The 19,986-nt window shown below is 46.6% G+C and carries 21 protein-coding genes; 5 read left to right on the forward strand and 16 right to left on the reverse strand.

Translation table 11 applies throughout. The features are described 5' to 3' along the window. The first annotated feature begins 76 nt into the window (after window positions 1-76). Window positions 77-1,054 (forward strand): helix-turn-helix domain-containing protein, encoded by a 978-nt coding sequence (locus OCV20_RS22565; RefSeq protein ID WP_086774591.1) that lies wholly within the window; start codon window positions 77-79, stop codon window positions 1,052-1,054. Window positions 1,055-1,109: 55 nt separating this feature from the next. Here the strand turns inward: OCV20_RS22565 and OCV20_RS22570 are convergent, their stop codons facing one another. Continuing rightward, entirely contained in the window at window positions 1,110-2,225 is a 1,116-nt protein-coding gene (locus OCV20_RS22570) for a hypothetical protein (RefSeq protein WP_048609044.1), read from the reverse strand. Between the two features lie 322 nt (window positions 2,226-2,547). Between OCV20_RS22570 and OCV20_RS22575 the strand changes: the two genes are divergently transcribed. Then, window positions 2,548-3,882 (forward strand): MATE family efflux transporter, encoded by a 1,335-nt coding sequence (locus tag OCV20_RS22575; protein WP_086774574.1) that lies wholly within the window; start codon window positions 2,548-2,550, stop codon window positions 3,880-3,882. An 83-nt stretch (window positions 3,883-3,965) separates the two neighbouring features. Here the strand turns inward: OCV20_RS22575 and OCV20_RS22580 are convergent, their stop codons facing one another. The 15 genes from OCV20_RS22580 to OCV20_RS22650 all read right to left on the reverse strand — a co-directional run bounded on the left by OCV20_RS22580 (window position 3,966) and on the right by OCV20_RS22650 (window position 17,043). Next, entirely contained in the window at window positions 3,966-4,607 is a 642-nt protein-coding gene (locus OCV20_RS22580; protein ID WP_086774575.1) for a DapH/DapD/GlmU-related protein, read from the reverse strand. After that, complete coding sequence (phnP, locus tag OCV20_RS22585; protein WP_086774576.1) at window positions 4,604-5,371, reverse strand: phosphonate metabolism protein PhnP; 768 nt, start codon at window positions 5,369-5,371, stop codon at window positions 4,604-4,606. The genes OCV20_RS22580 and phnP overlap by 4 nt, the downstream gene beginning before the upstream one ends. Then, window positions 5,368-6,024 (reverse strand): ribose 1,5-bisphosphokinase, encoded by a 657-nt coding sequence (gene phnN / locus OCV20_RS22590; protein ID WP_086774577.1) that lies wholly within the window; start codon window positions 6,022-6,024, stop codon window positions 5,368-5,370. The genes phnP and phnN overlap by 4 nt, the downstream gene beginning before the upstream one ends. Window positions 6,025-6,027: 3 nt before the next feature. Beyond that, the gene (gene phnM / locus OCV20_RS22595) at window positions 6,028-7,161 is read right to left on the reverse strand and encodes an alpha-D-ribose 1-methylphosphonate 5-triphosphate diphosphatase (RefSeq protein WP_048609049.1); all 1,134 of its coding nucleotides are present in this window, start codon (window positions 7,159-7,161) and stop codon (window positions 6,028-6,030) included. Between the two features lie 15 nt (window positions 7,162-7,176). Next, complete coding sequence (gene phnL / locus OCV20_RS22600) at window positions 7,177-7,902, reverse strand: phosphonate C-P lyase system protein PhnL (RefSeq protein ID WP_086774578.1); 726 nt, start codon at window positions 7,900-7,902, stop codon at window positions 7,177-7,179. A 10-nt stretch (window positions 7,903-7,912) separates the two neighbouring features. Then, window positions 7,913-8,740 (reverse strand): phosphonate C-P lyase system protein PhnK, encoded by an 828-nt coding sequence (gene phnK, locus OCV20_RS22605; RefSeq protein WP_086774579.1) that lies wholly within the window; start codon window positions 8,738-8,740, stop codon window positions 7,913-7,915. Continuing rightward, window positions 8,737-9,657: an alpha-D-ribose 1-methylphosphonate 5-phosphate C-P-lyase PhnJ gene (locus OCV20_RS22610; RefSeq protein ID WP_086774580.1), complete on the reverse strand. Its 921-nt coding sequence runs from the start codon at window positions 9,655-9,657 to the stop codon at window positions 8,737-8,739. Before OCV20_RS22610 ends, phnK begins: the two co-directional genes overlap by 4 nt. Continuing rightward, complete coding sequence (locus tag OCV20_RS22615; RefSeq protein WP_086774581.1) at window positions 9,654-10,775, reverse strand: carbon-phosphorus lyase complex subunit; 1,122 nt, start codon at window positions 10,773-10,775, stop codon at window positions 9,654-9,656. Before OCV20_RS22615 ends, OCV20_RS22610 begins: the two co-directional genes overlap by 4 nt. Further along, a complete protein-coding gene (phnH, locus tag OCV20_RS22620; RefSeq protein ID WP_086774582.1) occupies window positions 10,760-11,380 on the reverse strand; it encodes a phosphonate C-P lyase system protein PhnH in 621 nt (206 codons plus the stop codon). Before phnH ends, OCV20_RS22615 begins: the two co-directional genes overlap by 16 nt. Before the next feature lie 145 nt (window positions 11,381-11,525). Continuing rightward, a complete protein-coding gene (gene phnG, locus OCV20_RS22625; RefSeq protein WP_086774583.1) occupies window positions 11,526-11,972 on the reverse strand; it encodes a phosphonate C-P lyase system protein PhnG in 447 nt (148 codons plus the stop codon). Beyond that, window positions 11,973-12,668, reverse strand: a complete 696-nt coding sequence (gene phnF, locus OCV20_RS22630) for a phosphonate metabolism transcriptional regulator PhnF (protein WP_086774584.1) — start codon at window positions 12,666-12,668, stop codon at window positions 11,973-11,975. 68 nt (window positions 12,669-12,736) lie between these two features. Beyond that, window positions 12,737-13,525: a phosphonate ABC transporter, permease protein PhnE gene (phnE, locus tag OCV20_RS22635; protein ID WP_086774585.1), complete on the reverse strand. Its 789-nt coding sequence runs from the start codon at window positions 13,523-13,525 to the stop codon at window positions 12,737-12,739. 51 nt (window positions 13,526-13,576) lie between these two features. Beyond that, window positions 13,577-14,572: a phosphonate ABC transporter substrate-binding protein gene (phnD, locus tag OCV20_RS22640; protein WP_086774586.1), complete on the reverse strand. Its 996-nt coding sequence runs from the start codon at window positions 14,570-14,572 to the stop codon at window positions 13,577-13,579. 17 nt (window positions 14,573-14,589) lie between these two features. Then, the gene (gene phnC / locus OCV20_RS22645) at window positions 14,590-15,402 is read right to left on the reverse strand and encodes a phosphonate ABC transporter ATP-binding protein (protein WP_086774587.1); all 813 of its coding nucleotides are present in this window, start codon (window positions 15,400-15,402) and stop codon (window positions 14,590-14,592) included. A gap of 411 nt (window positions 15,403-15,813) precedes the next feature. Further along, a complete protein-coding gene (locus OCV20_RS22650; RefSeq protein ID WP_086774588.1) occupies window positions 15,814-17,043 on the reverse strand; it encodes an MFS transporter in 1,230 nt (409 codons plus the stop codon). Window positions 17,044-17,451: 408 nt separating this feature from the next. Between OCV20_RS22650 and OCV20_RS22655 the strand changes: the two genes are divergently transcribed. Genes OCV20_RS22655 through OCV20_RS22665 form a run of 3 tightly spaced genes read left to right on the forward strand, consistent with a single transcriptional unit; the run spans window position 17,452 to window position 19,969 of the window. Next, on the forward strand, window positions 17,452-18,117 hold the full coding sequence (locus tag OCV20_RS22655; protein ID WP_065676814.1) for a helix-turn-helix transcriptional regulator: 666 nt from the start codon (window positions 17,452-17,454) through the stop codon (window positions 18,115-18,117). A gap of 24 nt (window positions 18,118-18,141) precedes the next feature. Beyond that, window positions 18,142-18,525, forward strand: coding sequence for a RidA family protein (locus OCV20_RS22660; protein ID WP_017111552.1), 384 nt, complete (start codon window positions 18,142-18,144; stop codon window positions 18,523-18,525). 37 nt (window positions 18,526-18,562) lie between these two features. Continuing rightward, window positions 18,563-19,969, forward strand: coding sequence for a cation:dicarboxylate symporter family transporter (locus OCV20_RS22665; RefSeq protein WP_086774589.1), 1,407 nt, complete (start codon window positions 18,563-18,565; stop codon window positions 19,967-19,969). Window positions 19,970-19,986: the final 17 nt, after the last annotated feature.

Below are 19,986 nucleotides of genomic sequence, written 5' to 3' on the forward strand. Positions count from 1 at the left end.
GGGTTAGGAAAAGTATAAGGAGATGCGCTACACTTAATTAGGTCATTTGGTGACATTTAATGGTAAGCACAAAACAATGAAAGCATCATCGAACACCACTAGCATATTGCTCACTTCGACCAGTAACATTGCTCCATATATTCAGTATTGTGACAAACATAGACTGGATTGGCGCACTGTCGCCGATGCGTGCGGTCTACCCATTGAGCTAACACAATCCAATCAATGGCTTCCTACACAAGACGTGATTCGCTTCATTCATGGCCTTGAGCGAAAGTTTGGTTATTCGATAGGGATTGAGGTTGGACGTAGGGCTTCTCTAGAGCAATTGTCACCTGAGCTAGACCGAAAAATTGATCAATGCACGTCACTAGAGCAAGCGGTACGTTGCTTGATTACTGAAATATCGACCTTAAGTAATCACGTCACCATATGGACGGAAAAAAGCGATGGATTGTGGTGGCTGTGTCATCGAAGTTGCTATCACCCATCGACCTTAGGTTTTGAACAAACCGAATGGTTTCGCGCCCTGACCGTGATTAGCCTCTGTCGTAAGTTCATTGACAGTCATTGGCAACCATCACACGCCAAGTTGGTCTCTAAGCACAACAGCGCACGTAAGTTACCTAAGCATTTCTTTGATTCTGATATTCGGTTTGAGCAGCAATATGGTGCGTTCTCGATTCCGCTGCCCGATGATTATCGTGCCATTTCAGAACAAAATAGTACCCATGATTGGCATCACGCCGTCGAGATATTAATAGACACCTATGCGACTCTACCTTGGTTCAATATTGAGTGGTTTGCGACCATGCTCGGCATGACAAAACGAACGCTGCAGAGAAACCTGAAAAGCAAAAACATTCTCTTTAAAGAAGCCAAAGAACAGGTTCGGGAAGCTAAAGCAAAACAGCTACTTGAAGAGACCAACCTTTCTGTTCAAGACATCAGTTGGCAAGTGGGTTACAGCGACTTAAGTAATTTCAATCGTGCATTCAAAGGTTGGGTTGGAGTCACACCTCCGAGCTATCGAAGCAATAAAAGAGGTGATTAAAACCAAAAAGTCCGGTCAAGTAACCGGACTCATAGTAGCTCTCAATGCAGGTTTACTACTCTAATAAAGCTCTGGCGTTATCACCTTGCTCATAGATATAGAGGCTGACACGAGACAATATCGTTATCTCTTCTAAGCTGACTTGAAGTGAGTTCTGCCCCCTTCCAAGGTTCGCTCTCAAACGATCAACCAACTGCTGTACAGCCATCAAATCATCTCTCGCTTTAGGTACTCGAGTGTTCATAAAGTTGAACCATTTTTCACTCATATTACGACTTATCTTGGCAAGTACCTCAGTATTGGTAATGGTGAATGCCTTATCAAGATTGCCTCCATCTCGAAGGATGTCATAGATGATGTGACCGTTCTTTTTCGCCACCATCATATTCTTGGTATTGAGCTGCAATTCACCGATATGTCCGTTGGCCATTTTTAAGAAGAACTTAATGTCTTTGTAACCGGCGTCTGTTGCTCCGCAGTTGAATTTTGCATTGTCGCCTTGGCTTGTACCGTAGCGATCTTTCATCGCAGACTGGTGGTGTTTTAGCTCAATAAACTCTTTGGTCAAAATGATCATCGCCTTGGCTACGATCATATCGTCCATATTCTCGAATACGATGGTCATACGAGCGGCATCTTTGAGATCGCCAATATCGTAGTGACGTTTTCGATTGGTAATTTTATCCAGCGCGCCGTGGAAATCTTTTACGCCTAGATAAGCACCCGGAGGCTGTTTGAGTGTGCCGTTACATACTGAAGCGACTTTAACAGCAAACTCTCTGAGCGCTTCTTGCGCCTCAACCGTTTCCATAAACATCATGAACAGCTGCTTTTTCTTGAGCGTGGCATTCGCGACCTGATTTCGAGAACCAAAATCTAGGTTACCGCTCCCTAACTTCTGGCTCGACGATTCATCCAAGTAATTATGAATTTTCTCTTTCTGAGTCATGATGTCGAGAATGACCTGATCTTGCTGCTTATTGGCGTCATTCATGTAATCGAAGTTTTCGACTTTCTGTTTTAGAGCTTGTAACTTCTGTTGGTAATCTTTGACATTAACCAAACGAAAGCCCTGAGACATAATCCCTTGCTGGTTTATCTTCGCCAGAACCTTGGCTTTGTTCTTTCTCACTTGTTCTTGGCTGATCTGAATTTCTTCTGTCCCTGGCATATTTTGGCTCCCTCTCCAATATGCATTTAAAAATGTGCTTGCTGAGTCGCAATTCCTTTTCTCTCCAACGATATTAGTTTATGGGTTTGATAATTACATTAGCCAACTTCGATAAGTCTATAAAATAAATAAGGTTTGAGAGGTGCTTCCATAAAGTCACAGTGCAGAATGCACCGAACCTACTGAAAACACGCATAGGTAATATGTTTAGATCGGGTAACATTTATTGGTATCGAGCTGACGTTACGTTATCCTTTACGCAATTCTTCATTGAGTGGATTGTCACTACGACAAACCGACCTTCAAGACTGATAAGAGTGTTATGAATTCTACGACCGCAACTCCCTCGCCTTCTCTTGGCCGACAACTCTATACAATGACATGGCCAATGCTGTTTGGGGTACTCTCCCTGATGAGCTTCCAGCTTGTAGACAGTGCTTTTATTGGCCAGCTAGGCGTGCTGCCGCTCGCGGTTCAAGGCTTCACACTGCCAATTCAAATGATCATTATCGGGATTCAAGTCGGACTAGGCATCGCGACAACGGCTGTGATCGCGAGAGCGATTGGCGCCAACGAGATACGCTATGCCAAACAGCTCGGCGGATTAGTGGTTGCGATGGGCAGTGTGAGTGTCGCGCTGTTCTCAGTCATCATCTATCTGTTGCGTGGTCCTATTTTACAACTGCTCGATGCACCACCAACGGTATTGCCGATCATTGATTCTTACTGGATCTATTGGCTGGTAAGCTCTTGGACAGGCGCACTGCTCTACTTTTTCTACAGCGTGTGTCGTGCCAATGGCAATACCATGCTGCCCGGTTCGATGATGATCGCCACCAGCATCATCAACTTGATATTGGACCCGATTTTCATCTTCACGCTCGACATGGGCATCAACGGAGCCGCGATTGCGACCATCTTGGCGTTCGGTGCCGGTATTTTTATCGTTGCTCCTAAGGTGACGAAGAAGCATTGGATGACATTCGACTGGCACGATCTTGATATCGGCAAAAGTGTTCGCTCTATTGGAAACATCATGGGGCCTGCGATGATCAGTCAACTGCTGCCACCAGTCTCTTCGATGCTCGCCACCAAACTGCTTGCTGGCTACGGTACTGCAGCCGTTGCGGCTTGGGCGCTAGGTTCACGTTTTGAATTCTTTTCGATTGTTGCAGTGCTTGCTCTTACTATGTCAATGCCACCTATGATTGGCCGAATGTTGGGAGAAAAGAACCTAGAAAACATACGCAAGCTCGTCAAGATTGCCGTGATGTTCGTATTAGGGTTCCAATTGGTGATCGCACTAGTCACTTGGGTGTTCTCTGGTGGGTTGGCAAATCTCATGACCAGCGAAGACGAAGTCTCGACCATTTTGAACTACCACTTACTTATCGTTCCTATCAGTTTAGGGCCTTTGGGCATCTGTATGCTGATGGTTTCTATCTCTAATGCGCTTGGCAAGTCTTATACCGCATTAGCGATTTCTGCACTGCGCCTGTTCGCTTTCTTCTTACCTTGTTTATGGGTTGGTTCGCAGCTTGCTGGCATTGAAGGCCTATTCTGGGGTGCCATGGTAGGTAATGTACTTGCCGGCACTTGTGCATGGTTTATGTATCAGCAAGCGCTTGGGCAAGTCGAAGCTAAGCTAGCCAAATAGCTAATTGAACAGCTAGAGCGTTACGAACCAAAAAGCAGCCACTTAGGCTGCTTTTTCATTTTAAGATTTAAAGGATATCGAGCTTAAACTTCCTCAAAGTGACCCAAGAACTCACCGCAATCTTTTTGGAAAAGTGGCAATGCTTCTGCAAGCTTTTCATCATCCCAATGCCACCATTGAAGGCTTTCCAGTCTCTCGCCATAGCTAGGATCTTCAAAGCGAGGGCGTAGCACCCTGGCAGGGTTACCAACCACAATTGAGTATGGCGGTACGTCTTTGGTCACCACACTACCCGCTCCGATAATCGAGCCATTGCCAATCGTAATACCCGGAAGAACAATCACTCCGTGACCAATCCACACATCGTGTCCAACCTGTACTTTGTCTTCCTCTCGCCACGAGAACACCTCATCGTCCAATGAAGTAGGGTCTTCGCCTAGTTGATACTTGCCCGGACGATAAGTGAAATGATGCAACGTTGGACGCCACCACGGATGGTTGCTCGGATTCAGACGAACCGATGCGGCGATTGATGTGAATTTACCTATTTCGGTAAACATCAGGTTACAGTCATTTTGGATATAGCTGTAGTCTCCAACTTTCACGTTATTTAGCACGCAACGGTCAGCGATTTCAGTCCAGCGCCCAAGTTCAACGTTGTGTAACTTACTGCTTTCAGCAACGCTAGGTTCGCTGTTTAGGGTTGGGGAAAGTGGTTGGCTCATAGGGTTATCTCCTCGCCATCGTTGAGAATGCGCAGTCGCTCTGAAAAGGCTTGTGGATGTTGCTCAGCCCAGCCAAGCATGTGGTGGCTGACGTGAATCAGGCCCAGATTTGTGGGGCGACAGGTTTCATCGATGTCTAAAATATGGTGGAAGTCGTTGTGGTTTAGGCTAGCTCGAGCTTGAGGGTCTTCAATTGGCGAGTAATTACAATCGGTAATTAACCAATCAACGGGAAACTCTTTCAACCAACGCTCGGTTTGTTTTGGCAGCCCTACCGTGTCGGTTAAATAAGCCAAGCGCTTGCCATCGAATTCAAAGCAATAACCAAGACAAAGTTTAGAGTGATTGAGGGGTAATGGCGTGATGGTGATTCCCTGCCAAACAAACGATTTAAATGCTTGTGCTCGCAGTGAAAAGTCCAAGATACCAGGGTGTTTATAAAGATCGTCGCAGCCAAGCGGGTCATCCGGTGAAATCACCGAGATCTTATCGCCAGCGCCCCAGCGAAGATCAAACAAACTATGGACATGATCCATGTGGTAATGAGTCAATAAGATCTGGTCTATCGAGCCCGCTGGAAAACGGCGCATGAGATCAGGAGCATTGGCATCCAGTAGTAAAAACTTACCATTATGTTCAAGGTAAGCCGATGACTTTTCACGCCTCAAGTTTGGGTCTTCGAGAGCAGCACCACACACCGAACAATCACACCCATAAACCGGTACCATCGCACTGTTGGCTGTGCCTAACATGGTTAACTTCATGCGAAACCACCTATAGGTTCTGCGAGCCTTTCAGCTTGTTCTTTTAAACGGGCGAACTGCGCAATGCTCTGCTCAAGCGTACCGCTATTATCAATACACAGCGTATTATTGAGAGCCGATGAGCCTGATGCTGAATCGATACAATAGTCTGCCGCACGTTGTAAGCGAAGGGCTATCTGCGCTTCACTCTCTCGTCCGCGAGCTCGCAAGCGTGCTTCTAACACCTCGGGGTTAACGCTCACCACAACAGGGACTAGTCGTTCGCCAAACAACTCTCTTGCCGCATCCAAATACGCACGTGAGCCATTAACCACGACACTCAAACCGGCATCCATCCACTGATACACTTCTTGGCCAATGCCATAACTCATGCCGTGCGCTTGCCAACTCATTGCGAACATATTGCGTGAATAACGAATGAAGAATTCATCATCACTGAGCTCTACGTGGTTTTCGCCACCAGCATCGGCTGCACGTGTGATGTAGCGATGAACGACCACCAAGTCTTCAACAAATTGCTCTCGTAGCGCTGAGATAATTGAATCTTTCCCCGCCCCAGAAGGACCAATTACGAAATAAAGCTGACCCAGTTTGTCAGCTTTAGGGGCAGCGTTCGCCACCCCATTCACATCAAATGAATGACCTTTAGACATGGATTAGAATACCTTCTTGCCTTCACGCCACACACGAGATACTAGCTGGTGATCATCCAAACGATGCGCTAATACCAGATCGGCACGCTTACCTTCCGCGATGACACCACGGTCAGTTAAGCCAAGAGCTTGTGCAGGATTCAATGTCGCCAATTGCACCGCCTGTGCTACATCGAGGTTATTGCGCTCATCATTCACTAGCGTAAATACCGCGTCTAACAAGCTCACTGGGTAGTAATCAGAAGACAAAATATCTAACACGCCCAAAGATGCCAGTTCATGCGCTGCGACGTTGCCCGAGTGCGAACCGCCACGAATCACGTTTGGCGCACCCATCATTACCTTCAATCCTAATTCATGAGAACGCTTTGCCGCTTCAACTGTGGTTGGAAACTCTGCGATGACCATGCCCAACTCTTTAGATTCCGTCACATGTGCGCTGGTTGCATCATCGTGGCTTGCGGTTGGAATGTTCAAATCACGGCACTGACGAGTGATCTCATCACGATTCTGTTTCGACCAACGCTGTGACTGAGCAACCTGGTCTTTTTCGTAGACCGCCATTTCAGCATCCGTCATGTTGTACTTACCCTGATAGTAAGTACGGTACTTATCAATGTTCACAAATTGACGCTGACCCGGCGCGTGATCCATCAAGGACACCAACTGTACTTCTGGCATATTCACGTAACGCTCAAACAAGCCAACAGTAGTCGAGTGCGGCACTTCACAGCGCAAGTGGATGCGGTGCTCGGCACGGGTTAGACCACGCTTCTGGCTCTCGGCTACGGTATTAATAAACTGGTCGAGATTCTCTTGGCGATTGCCATCTCGATAGTCACCCAAAGCAACCGCATCAAGCACCGTGGTGATGCCCGACCCAATTAACTGGGTATCATGAGCGCTCATTGCCGAAAGCGGTGGCCAATTTACCTTTGGCCTTGGCGTGAAGTACTTCTCTAGATTGTCGGTATGCAACTCAATTAAACCCGGCATCAAGAAGCCATTCTCACCATCAAAGGCACCCGGAAGCTGGCTTGTCGAGTCAGACATGTTGGCGATCACGCCGTCTCGCAGCTCAACAGAGCCACGCACTACTTCATTTTCAAGCACCAGATTTACGTTGGTAATAATCATTTGCGTCAGCTCCCTTTACGCACACGCTGTGGTGAGTTGTTTTGGTGAAATGTCTTTTTGTAGCTTCACGTCATACAGGCGGTCAGCGACCAAATCTCGTGTTGCTTCATCATGGAAGATACCGATGATTGCAGCGCCGCCTGCTTTGGCTTCTTCAATCAAACTCACAACCACTGCGCTGTTGGTCGCATCAAGCGAAGCCGTTGGCTCATCAAGCAGTAGGATTGGGTAATCAACAATAAAACCACGTGCGATGTTTACACGCTGCTGTTCACCGCCTGAAAAGGTTGCAGGCGCTAAGTGCCACAAATGCTCAGGTACGTTTAAGCGAGTCAGCAGTAACTTAGCTCTCTCTTGTGCTTCTTGCGCGCAGCCACCCATTTCCAACATAGGTTGCATCACTACTTCCAGTGCACTGATACGTGGAATGACACGTAAGAACTGGCTCACCCAACCTATGGTGTGTTTACGTACGTTGATGATTTCTCTTGGTGTCGCTTTCGCAAGGTCGAGCATATTGCCTTGGTGTACAACGTTAATTGAGCCAGAGTCCACTAGGTAATTGGCATATAGCGCGCGCAACAGCGTTGATTTGCCAGAACCTGAATGACCGTGTAAAACCACACATTCACCACTGTCTACTGAGAAATTCGCACCAGTGAGAACTGGCAGTTCAACGCTATTTTGATTGTGCAGCACAAAGGTTTTGCTGACGTTGTTTACGGTTAATTTGGTATTCATGTCATCGTCCTTAATTCTGCAATACAGAAGAAACTAGCAATTGTGTGTATGGGTGTTGAGGGTCATCAAGCACTTGATCGGTAAGGCCACTTTCTACTACTTCACTGCGGCGCATCACCATTAATCGATGGGCAAGCAAACGAGCTACAGCAAGATCGTGGGTTACGATCACCACGGCCAATTCAAGCTCTGTCACCAAGCGGCGAAGAAGATCGAGCAACTTAGCCTGTACCGATACATCCAAACCACCAGTCGGCTCATCCATGAAGATCAACTTAGGGTGAGTCACAAGGTTGCGAGCGATCTGTAATCTCTGCTGCATACCACCAGAAAAAGTCGTCGGCATGTCATCCATTCGATCCGTTGGGATCTCAACATCACCGAGCCATTTCGCGGATTTCTCACGAATTTCGCCATAGTTACGTTCGCCCACTGCCATTAGGCGCTCACCAATGTTGCCACCCGCCGATACTCGGCCGCGTAAGCCATCCATTGGATGTTGGTGCACCACGCCCCACTCGGTGCGAAGCAAGTGACGACGCTGGCTTTCCGCCATTTGGTACAAGTCTTCCAGTTGTGAGATTTGCTTATCCGCGTCACCACGCAAGTAAATCACCTCACCGCTGTCTGGGGTTTGACGGCCAGAAAGCGACTTCAATAAGGTACTTTTACCCGAGCCAGACTCACCCACAATGCCCAACACTTCTCCAGGGAAAAGGTCAAAAGATACGTTCTGAAAGCCCTTACCCGGCGCATAAAGCTTAGTGAGATTAGAGACAGACAACAGAGGCTGCTCTGACTGGTTCCATTCGTGTTTCATCTTCGTCACAGCGTTCATGCGTTGTTCTCCTGTTGTTCGCGACAGTAATCCGTGTCTGAACACACGAACATATGTGAGCCTTGGTCATCCATAACGACTTCATCAAGGAAAGTATCCGTCGAACCACAAATCGCACATGGTTCGTCCCATTGTTGAATCTCAAATGGGTGATCTTCAAAATCTAGACTTTGAACCTTGGTGTAAGGAGGAACGGCGTAAATACGCTTTTCACGACCCGCGCCAAACAGTTGTAGTGCTGCCATGTTGTCCATTTTCGGGTTATCGAATTTAGGAATTGGCGATGGATCCATGATGTAGCGATCGTTTACTCGCACTGGGTAAGCGTAAGCTGTTGAGATGTGTCCAAAACGAGCGATGTCTTCATAAAGTTTGACGTGCATGATTCCGTACTCTTGCAACGCATGCATTTTACGAGTCTCAGTTTCACGTGGTTCAATAAAGCGCAGCGGCTCTGGGATCGGCACCTGATACACCAAGATCTGATCTTCTTGAAGATCAACTTCAGGAATACGGTGGCGAGTCTGAATAATGCTCGCTTCCGTCGTTTTTTCAGTCGTGTTTGCACTGGCGATGGACTTGAAGAACTCACGAATCGACACGGCGTTTGTTGTGTCATCTGCCCCTTGGTCAATCACTTTTAGCGTGTCTGGCTGGCCGATTATTGCAGCGGTGATCTGAACACCACCCGTTCCCCAACCGTAAGGCATTGGCATCTCGCGACCGCCAAATGGCACTTGATAACCCGGAATGGAAACCGCTTTAAGCAAAGCACGACGAATCATGCGCTTGGTTTGCTCATCAAGGTAGCCGTAGTTGTAGCCCGTCGCACCTAGTGGGCTTTGAGATGCTGTTTCTTCAGTATTGAATGGCGCTGAAGCGTTACCTATCGGTGCATTAAGCGTTGCTGTGTTCATGACTGCTCTCCTTGTACGCCATTACCTTGTTCGTCATTACCTGGCTGAGCCATCAATTCATCGTGCTCTTTATGCATTTTTCTCAGCAGTTCCAGTTCTGCTTGGAAATCGACGTAATGAGGAAGTTTAAGGTGAGAGACAAAGCCTGCGGCTTCTACGTTGTCTGAGTGAGAAAGCACAAACTCTTCATCTTGAGCTGGGCCATCAACAAGCTCGCCGTATTCTGCGGCTTGCAAAGAACGGTCAACCAATGCCATCGACATTGCTTTACGCTCAGTCGCACCAAACGTTAAGCCGTAGCCGCGAGTCAACTTAGCTTTCTGTTGTTTGTTACCAACAAAACCATTGATCATCTGGCACTCTGTTAGTTCAATTTCACCAATATCGATGCTGAAACCTAACTCTTCAGGCTCAATCGATAACGTTGAAAAGCCCGTACGAATCTCGCCAGCGAATGGGTGATTACGACCATAGCCACGTTGGGTTGAGTAGCTCAGTGCCAATAAGAAACCTTCATCGCCGCGCACCAAGTTTTGTAGGCGTGCGCTGCGGTTACATGGGTAGTTCACCGGATTCATGGTGATGTCTTCTGGTACTTGTTGGTCATCTTCTTCGGTCAACATCATGTCGAGGTTTTCGAGAATGCCGAGCACCTGAGGGCAAGGTTCAGAGTCAGTCACATCTTGCGTGGGGATCTGCGGTGTTTCACCTTCGGCAAGTAGGCTGAAATCCAATAAGCGGTGCGTGTAATCGTAGGTTGGGCCTAAGATCTGACCACCCGGTAAATCTTTATAGGTTGCTGAAATACGACGTTCAATTCGCATTGTATTGGTATCAACGGGTTGCGCAGTGATTAGGCGAGGTAACGTGGTGCGATAGGCGCGCAACAAGAAGATAGCTTCAACCAAATCGCCCGCGGCTTGTTTGATGGCTAATGCCGCAAGTTGTTTGTCATAAATTCCGCCTTCCGTCATCACTCGGTCTACCGAACCTGACAGCTGATCTTGAATCTGTTCAACGCTTAATTCTGGTAAATCAGGATTACCGCGACGCTTCTTCGCTTGCAGTTGGTGCGCAAGACTAATGGCCTTTTCACCACCTTTTACAGCAACGTACATGTTGTCGCCTCCACTTTAGTTGTACGAGGCAAACACAGCGCTTGCTGGTTCGCCACAAAGATAAAGTCGACACCTAATGGGAACTTCACCAATGATTGGCGTTCTTTAAGGTGAGCAATAAAGCCCGCCGGTAATCCGCTAAAAAACGCAGCTTGTTCACTTTGAATACCCGGGCCACTCAGAGACAGCTCAGCTCCAGACGTTAAGCTATCAACCTCAATCACAACCGTTGCTGAGGTATCTGGGTACTCTTCATTGCCGAGATTGAATGTCAGTTCTGACCAATCAACATCCTGTAGATCTTGTGCTGAAATCGCAGCAAAGCTCGCTTGTTGAGTCTGCTCTACAATCGGTGCGCCAATGTGAAACTTGATGTTTTCAGTCACCGCGTGATCAGCTTTTAATGTCGAAGATAGCCAGATCGGCGTTGCATTGTCGGCCATGGAAAGTAGCGTTTGAGCGGCTGCACTCATCATTGAACCAAAGCCTTCGCAACGATTTAGTGTTACGACGGTACCGGGTTCAGACATCGCCTTGAGCAGCAATCGAAAGCACTGCTGACTGTCATGAACTGCATCTTGAAATGCAGGAGAAATCATACTCATTGAATTCGTTCTAACCTGTTTAATTCGTTAATCTTATTCTTGAATGACATGTAGTTCTTTTGTTTACCTGCGAAGCTTTTTCGTCACTAGGCCAGTTTTCGCCGTAGACCTAGTCTTCTTCGCGAACCTAGTCTTCACCACGGACCTAATCTTCTCCGCGAACCATGGTAAAAAAGTCCACTTTGCTTGAAGCCACTTCTTGGCGACGTTGACTGTCTCGTTCATGTTTCATCGCTGCCAAAGGCTCAATCAGTTGCGTGTTGAGCACTTCGGCTTGTTGTCCGTTTTGCATCAAGGCATCGACGACGGCTGCTAGCTCTGCATGAGGCTTGCTTCGCCCCTGTAGGTAGCTGTAACCAAGCTCTCCACTCGTTAGCTTGATGACGGTGCGAGTAATCGTGACATCCCCCATGTTGAACTGACGGCCTGTTGAGCCCATACGTGCACGCACTTGTGCTAAACCAATCTCTGGTTGGCGAACCATTGCGTATTCCGCGTCTAGCCCTAATGCTTCCCAGCGCGTTTTTAATTCTGAGAACTGGCTCTGCGCGAGTACTGACATCCACTTTTGTCGCTCTTTCAAAGCTGTCATTTAGTGCTCCATTACAATTTCGGTTGCGTCGGCACGGGTGTTCGAACTTGAAAATTCCGCTATCACTTGCGTGCCTTTGATTACGTTGGTGGTTTTAATTTTGAGTAGCGATGTACTGGTGCTGATTTGCAACAAACGACACTCTTCATTGGTTGGGATTTTCGCGCCCACTCGAGTCTCTTTTCGCTCTAAATCAGTTTCCAAGCCACGCTGAATAAATTGGTGCAAAGAACCGTTGGTGAAGTTCTTAAGAATCGGCCACCACTCCACATTGGGTAGGTAGTGGTCAATGATGGTTCTCGGTGTATCTCCGGTTTTTCGCAGGGTACGGATGTGAATAACCTTGCTCCCCTCTTCAATCTTCAAGTAGCCCGCAATCTTTGGGGGTACATTGATAAGACGAGACTGAAGCACCTCACATCTTGGCATCGCACCTTGCTCAATCAGGTTCTTGGTGAAATGTGCTCCTGAGTGAAGTCGATATTCACTTGGCTGACGAATCACCATGTTGCCTTTGCCTTGGTGGCGTTGAATCAAGCCCGTTGACACGAGTTCATCGACTGCGCGGCGAAGCGTGTGACGGTTTACTGCAAAGCGCTCAGCCAATTTGGATTCAGGTGGTAAGTAGTCACCTGGCACAAAGTGGTCTTTCACTTCCTTTTCAAGCTCTGAGGCAATATCTAAGTAAACGGGCATAAGGGTTTCCTTTCCTAAAATTCAATCACTTATCTAGACAAGTTTGGTTAAATAGGCATCTGAGATGCCTAGATAAACTTCTTACGGATGATTTGAGAAACGAAGTCGATAATGCTTACCGTCACGATAACAATCGCCATGATTGCTGCGGTTTGTTGCAGCTGGAAACCTGAAATAGATTGCCAAAGCAGCACACCGATACCGCCTGCGCCAACCATGCCGACAACCGTTGCCGAGCGAATATTCGACTCCAAGCGGTACAGTGAGTACGAAATCCAAAGTGGTAACACCTGTGGAATTACGCCGTAAAGAATCACTTCGATAGGATTCGCGCCTGTCGCTTTCACACCTTCCATCGGTCCGGGTTCAATCGCTTCAATCGCTTCAGCAAAGAGCTTGGCAAGCACGCCCGTTGTGTGAATGAACAACGCCATCACGCCTGCAAATGGCCCTAATCCAACAACCACGACAAACAGCATTGCAAACACCATTTCATTGATAGCGCGTAAACAGTCCATCAATCGACGAATTGGAAATGTCACCCAGCTCGGCATCAGGTTTTCAGCACTCAGAATGCCGAATGGAATCGCTAACAGAATCGATAACACGGTTCCCCAAATGCCCACTTGAATCGTCACCAGCATTTCGGTTAAGTAGACATTGCTTTCACTAAAGTCAGCAGGGAAGAAGTCTTTACCTAGCTGAACCATGTTCTCTGGGTGTTCAAAGAACATCATTGGTGCCATTTCTGCGCCTTGCCACGCCCAGCTAAGGACCAGTAGTGCTATCACAGCAATCACGCCGTTTTTAATCGACAGCTTTGATGAAGGCTCGTAACGTTGAGTCATTGCAGTCATTGTTCTCATACTCTTTTATAGCGCCGCCCACAGCGGCGCAGGGGAATTGGATTAACCTTTCAGCGCATCAATTTCTGTTTGCAGCTGGTCGATTTCGGCTTGGTATTGCGCCATACGATCAGCTCTCACTTTCTCGCTAAGGTTGCTGTTGTTTTCCGCTTCAACCAGCTTCTTAAACGCTTCCATTTGACGAATAGGCAGTAGTTGGTTGTTATCGGTAGCAGCAAAGCCAGACCAAGCCAGTTGGTTTAGGTTTTTAAGCTGCTCAGGCTGTTCGCCGTAGCTCACGAAGAAATCACGGGCCTTTTGTTTCAAGCCTTCATCTAAGTCTTTACGGTAGGTAATCACGTCTGATGGAATGAGATCTGACTGCCAAACCACCTTGAGCTTGCTAAACAGCTCAGGGTTCTGATCTTCAATGCGAATAAGGCTCATGGTGTGATTAGTTGCGACATCGACTTGGTTATTCGCTACGGCCATCACGTTAGCGCCATGGCTTGCGGTCACATTGCGGTGAAAGTCATTCGCGGAGATGCCATTGTTGGCAAATGCTTCGAAGTTCGGAACGAGAAAGCCCGAAGTAGAATTAGGATCGCCATTACCAAGCTTGAGTGTTTTGTGTTGCTCTAGAACATCTTCAAGCGTGTTGATGTTGTCGTTTTCAGCGTTAACAATCAGTAAGCTGTAATAACCCTGTAAGCCATCTTCATCGATGTAACGAACGAAGGCTTCAGCGTTTGCACGGTCAACAGCTTCCATTGCCGCCTTGTTTCCGTAGTAAGCAAAATCCACTTTGCCAAAACGTTGTGCCTGAATGATGCCTGCGTAATCGGGTGCGAAATAAGCGTTTACTGGCATGCCTAACGCTTTACCTAGATCATCCAGAAGAGGCTCCCAGCGGCTACGCAAGTTTTGTTGTGCATCGGTAGCGATGATGCCAAAGTTGATCGAATCTTTAGCAAAAGCGTGGCCAGCAGTGAGTGTCGTCATCAACACGGTTGCTAGTGTCACGGCCTTCTTAATTCCTGATTTCATTGAATGAAACATCTTAAATTCCCTGATACTTAAAAAGACGCAGCGAGCACGTCGTTAGGTTGAATATGTGGCGTGTTTGTCGATTTTTTAGAACGATATAGATCTTCAAGCTGAGGCTTAGTCAGTTCCGCACTCTTTCCTTCGTAGAACACTTGGCCGTCTTTAAGCGCGATGATGTTTTCGCAATACTTAAGAGCGTGGTCGACTTGGTGGAGTGTTACGATGACAGGAATGCCTTCCTTTTGGTTGATGTCCGTAAGCAGCTCCATCACGATGCGTGCTGATTCTGGATCAAGCGAAGCAATAGGTTCATCGGCAAAAATGATTTTGGCTTTCTGCATCAGCGCACGTGCGATTGCGACACGCTGTTGTTGGCCACCTGATAGGTTACCAACGCGTTGGCCTGCAAAATCTTCCATACCAACGCGACGCAGTGCTTCAAGCGCCTCTTGCTGTTGTTCAACCGTAAAAATACCCGTCAGAGTGCGCCACTTAGGTGTAGAGCTCAGTGCGCCAATCAGTACATTGGTCATCACAGATAAGCGGTTAACGAGATTGAATTGTTGGAAGATGTAACCCGCCTGCGCACGGATGTCGCGGACATTGCTGTCTGCCTTACCGTTCGCCTGTACCGTTTTGCCAAGCACGTTAATTTGAGAGTCGGTGCTTTTATCTCCGATGATCAGACCGCTTAAGTGACGAAGCAGCGTAGATTTACCTGAACCAGACGGGCCAAGTAGCGCCGTCATCTTACGACTGGTAATCGTCAAATTGATGCCATTCAGTGCCTTGTTCGAACCGAATGTTTTGTTGACCTTCTTAACTTCAATGATGTTATTCATCGTCAATGTCCCTGTTTGATTTAAGGCCACTTTGACGTTTGAATATTAAAGTTACGTGTCGGTTTATTTGCAGAAATGAAATATTTCAAGGGGTTAGCCAACTTGTCTAGACAAGCTTAACTTGCTGTTTTAAATACCAAAAAATCAAGGAGTTTGCGGGAGAATATCAACTTATATACGGAGGTAATTCACAGTAATTTGACAATAAAAAGCGCAATAAACATCGCAGCGTCTTGGTGTTCTCCAAGCAATAGATACACACCTCCAATAGCTGCTAAATTCACATACAAAAAAGCACCCCATAAAGGAGTGCTCAAAGTGATTCATTTGAAGCGATAACAATACAGGTTAGTCAAAACCTAAATGGACGGCGCTCTATGTTGTCGGAAAAATCTACGTTGTCAGTAAACCTTATATTTTCGATAAAGACGGTTGAGAGCGAGCTAAATGTAACCTTGATACGGTGACTATAGAGACAAAACCAACAACAGCACTACCAAAGATACTCCACAGTACCCATTGATAGCCTCCCATCTGCCAGATAACCGCGCCAAAGTATGGCGACAACGCAAATGCTAGCAAATAAGGCACCGCCATTGCACCCGCCAAAGAACCAAAGTTAGCCTCCCCCATTACCTCACGAGTCGTTAAAGGCTTCACAATACTCATCACACCGTAAGCGGAACCCTGTAAGAGCACAAAACCAAACACCAGATACAGAACGTTCTCAGACAGAATCAAACACAAGGTCGCACAACAGATACTCATAAAACACGCAACGGTGATCCGCATGATTGACCAGTGTTTATCAACCAACAACCACATTACACGCCCGGCGACCTGCATTGGACCTATCAAAGAGATCACCAATATTGCTAAGTCATCAGGAACATTGCGCTCATCTAATAATGGCAATAGATGGTTTAACACCACACCATGATTAAGCGCGAGCATAGAGAAACCACAAGCAAGCAGCCAAAACATTGGGTTAGATAGATATGAAGCAGAACTAAAACGATCGCTTGAACCTTGTGAGACCGTCGGAGGAACTTGTGACAGAGCACCGGCGTTGGAAGGCAAATTAAACCGAGCAAGCGATTTAGTATTGATGAACAGTAACGGAGCGGCGACGAACAAAACGACTCCGGAAAAAATTTGCAATGTCACCGTTGGGCCGTAATGCTGAGCTAAATAATGAACCGTTGGAAAACAAATGGTACTCGCAAAGCCTGCTACCAAAGTGATCATGGTGATCGCACGCTTGGCTTTGGTTTTTAAGCTACGAATCAGAAAGGCAAAACAAGGTTCATAAAGGCAACCCGCCATTGCGATTCCCATCAATCCCCAGAGCAAGTAAAACCAAGCAAGTTGTTCTACCAAGCTAACCAAGAACAGAAGCAATCCACCAATAACTGCCGAAACCGTCATCATCAGTGCGCCATAACCTTTGTCAATTAAGCGCCCAGCAGGCAAAGCCGCAATGGCAGACACGCCAACCGCCAGCGTCAGCCCTAACATGAATTCAGACCGACTCCAGTCGTGTACTTGCTCCCAATGCAGAAGCATCGCCGGAAAAACGTAATAGAGACAACACCAGAGCAACGTCTGACCGAGGGCTAAACCCCAAACCGCTTTGTTCATAAATCCACACTTCTAGAAAATTCGAATAATTTAAATACAGTTATAGTAAAAGACAGCATCACCTGCCCACCCTATTGCTCAAAAGTGACAATCTAAAGAAAACCAGATGAATAATTTGCGAAGCGTGTTTTCAGCTGAATGTAGAACTTGTCCTAGATCATCAAAACATTCAATAACGCAACCTTTGGTTTTAAATATGTAAACCTTGATGAAGTTTAAGAAATTAAACCTGATTTACCTATTTCGAGTGATCATGTTCATATTTCGTTCGTGATTTAGCTCTAAAACTTAAGATTTGTTGATGTTTTAGACGTTTATATCAGGTTTACAGAAGTTTACTGCGTATTGTGGAAATACCACCAAAGGAGTAGATTTCAGTCATTGAGTTCAAAAATGTAAACCGAAATCATGAATGTAAAACAAGTTCGATTCACCGATGAAGACAGAGAATGCTTAAGCAATTACTTCCGCTTAGCAGACACAATTGCCGATTTGATTGGTCCCTACTGTGAAGTAGTCATCCATTCATTTGAAAGCTTAGAAAACTCAGTCGTGAAGATCGTCAATGGTCATCATACGGGGCGTGAAATTGGTTCACCGATCACCGATTTAGGTTTACGCATGTGGAGTGCATTCGAGAAGACTGGCGAAGTTTCTCCAAAAAGCTACTTCACCAATGCAGCAGACGGGTCCCTACTGAAATCGACCACCTGCGTATTGGCTGGTCCACAACAAAAGCCGATTGGCATGCTGTGTATCAACATGAACTTGTCTTTCCCATTCCCAGAAATCGTCAAAACACTGATGCCGCAGTGCAATGTGCCGCAAGCCATTGTCAGCGAAACATTCAGCAACAATGCAAACGACGTGATTCAACAAGCATTGAGTTCAGCCATTAACGAGGTTGACCAAGACGAGTCGGTTTCTTCCAAAGGTCGCAATAAAGCCATCATTCGTTGTTTATTTGATAACGGCGTATTTGAGCTAAAAGAGACGACTACACAAGTATCAGAGCAACTTGGGATCAGCCGACAGGCGGTTTACAAGTTTATCCGTGAATTTAAATCAGAATAAAACCAATAATTTAGGAGTTACATCGTGAAACAGATCATTGCCACTGAACAAGCACCTGCAGCTATCGGCCCTTACTCACAAGGTACGTCTTACGGCGACATGGTTTATACATCAGGTCAATTACCTCTCGTTCCGGAAACCATGCAGTTTGTTGAAGGCGGCATCAAAGAGCAGGCTCGTCAGTCGCTAGAAAACTTAAAAGCTGTATTAGAAGCGAGTAATGCGGGACTGGACACAGTGCTTAAGACAACCTGCTTCTTGTCAGACATGGAGAACTTCGTAGCCTTTAACGAAGTGTACACAGAAGTGTTTGGTACAGAGAACGCACCTGCTCGCTCTTGTGTTGAAGCAGCAAGATTACCAAAAGACGCATTGGTTGAAGTTGAAGCCATCGCATACAAGAAATAACCGACTTAGTTATTAATGGGTATCATAGGAGATTCTCATGAGCGTTTCATTTATTGGATTAAGCATATTGTTCTTTGGGTTCTACGTACTGCTGTCGAACTTCAAAAAGCAAAAGAAAAGTTTTAACTTCCGCGTACTGAGTGCGCTTGCTGCTGGCTTACTGTTCGGTGGCGCAATTCAACTTGTTTTCGGTGTCGGCAACGTTGCGACATCTGGCTTTGCTGAACTGATTTCGGTGTTCGGTAAAGGCTACATCAAACTTCTACAAATGATCGTTATCCCACTGGTATTCGTGGCGATGATCTCTTCGATCATGAACGTGGAAGGCGGCGGCGCGCTATCTCGTATCGCGCCAAAAATCATCGGTATTCTACTTTTCACTTGTGCAATCTCAGCAGCCGTTGGTATCGCAAGTATTTACCTATTTGGTATCGATGCGAACGCGCTAGTAAGCACAATCGGCACAAACAGTGCAATTGAAGCTCGCGGTGATTCACTGGTTGCAACACAAGATGCAATGGCGAATAGTGGCTTATCTGGTATGGCTCTGTCTATCATTCCAACCAACATCTTTGACATGCTAACGGGCTCTCAACGTACTTCTACGCTATCAACTGTACTGTTCGGCATGTTCCTTGGCTACTGTATCCTTCAAGTGAAAAACCGTAAGCCAGAGAAAGTGCAAAACTTCGTTGATTTCATCAACTCTGCAAAAGAAGTGGTGCTTTCAATGGTACGTGAAATTCTGAAGCTAACGCCTTACGGTGTATTCGCTCTGATGACCACTTTCATGATGACAAACGACCTGTTCGCACTAGCAGAAATGGGACGCTTCCTTCTAGCAAGCTACGTAGCAATTGGCGTTATGTTCGGCATCCACTTCGTCATGGTGTCCATGTTCGGCCTTTCTCCTGCTAAGTTCATGAAGAAAATCTGGCCAGTATTAGTATTCGGTTTCGGTTCTCGCTCAAGCATGGCAGCTATCCCACTAAACGTTGAAACACAAACTCAACGCCTAGGTGTAGACGAAGAAACAGCAAACATGTCAGCGACATTTGGTACCAGTATCGGCCAAAACGGTTGTGCAGGTATCTACCCTGCAATGCTAGCAATCATGGCGGCACAAGTAATGGGCATGCCTGTAGACTTGAGCTTCATCCTACAACTGATCGCTGTTATCGCAATTGCTTCATTCGGTATCGCAGGTGTTGGTGGCGGTGCAACGTTCGCAGCGGTAGCGGTACTGACCATCATGGGTCTAGACATCACAGTAGTCGCGATTCTAGTGTCTATTGAAGCGCTAATTGACATGGCTCGTACAGCGCTGAACATCTCAGGCTCTATGTTGTCAGGCGTTCTTACAGCGAAGAAGAATGGCTCATTGGATACTGAACAATACGACGCTGACGTTACAGCGACAGTATCAAAAGAAGCAGCAGTATAATTCTCAAACTTAATTAA

Origin of the sequence: Vibrio coralliirubri (assembly GCF_024347375.1) — a bacterium.
GTDB classification, from domain to species: Bacteria; Pseudomonadota; Gammaproteobacteria; order Enterobacterales; family Vibrionaceae; genus Vibrio; species Vibrio coralliirubri.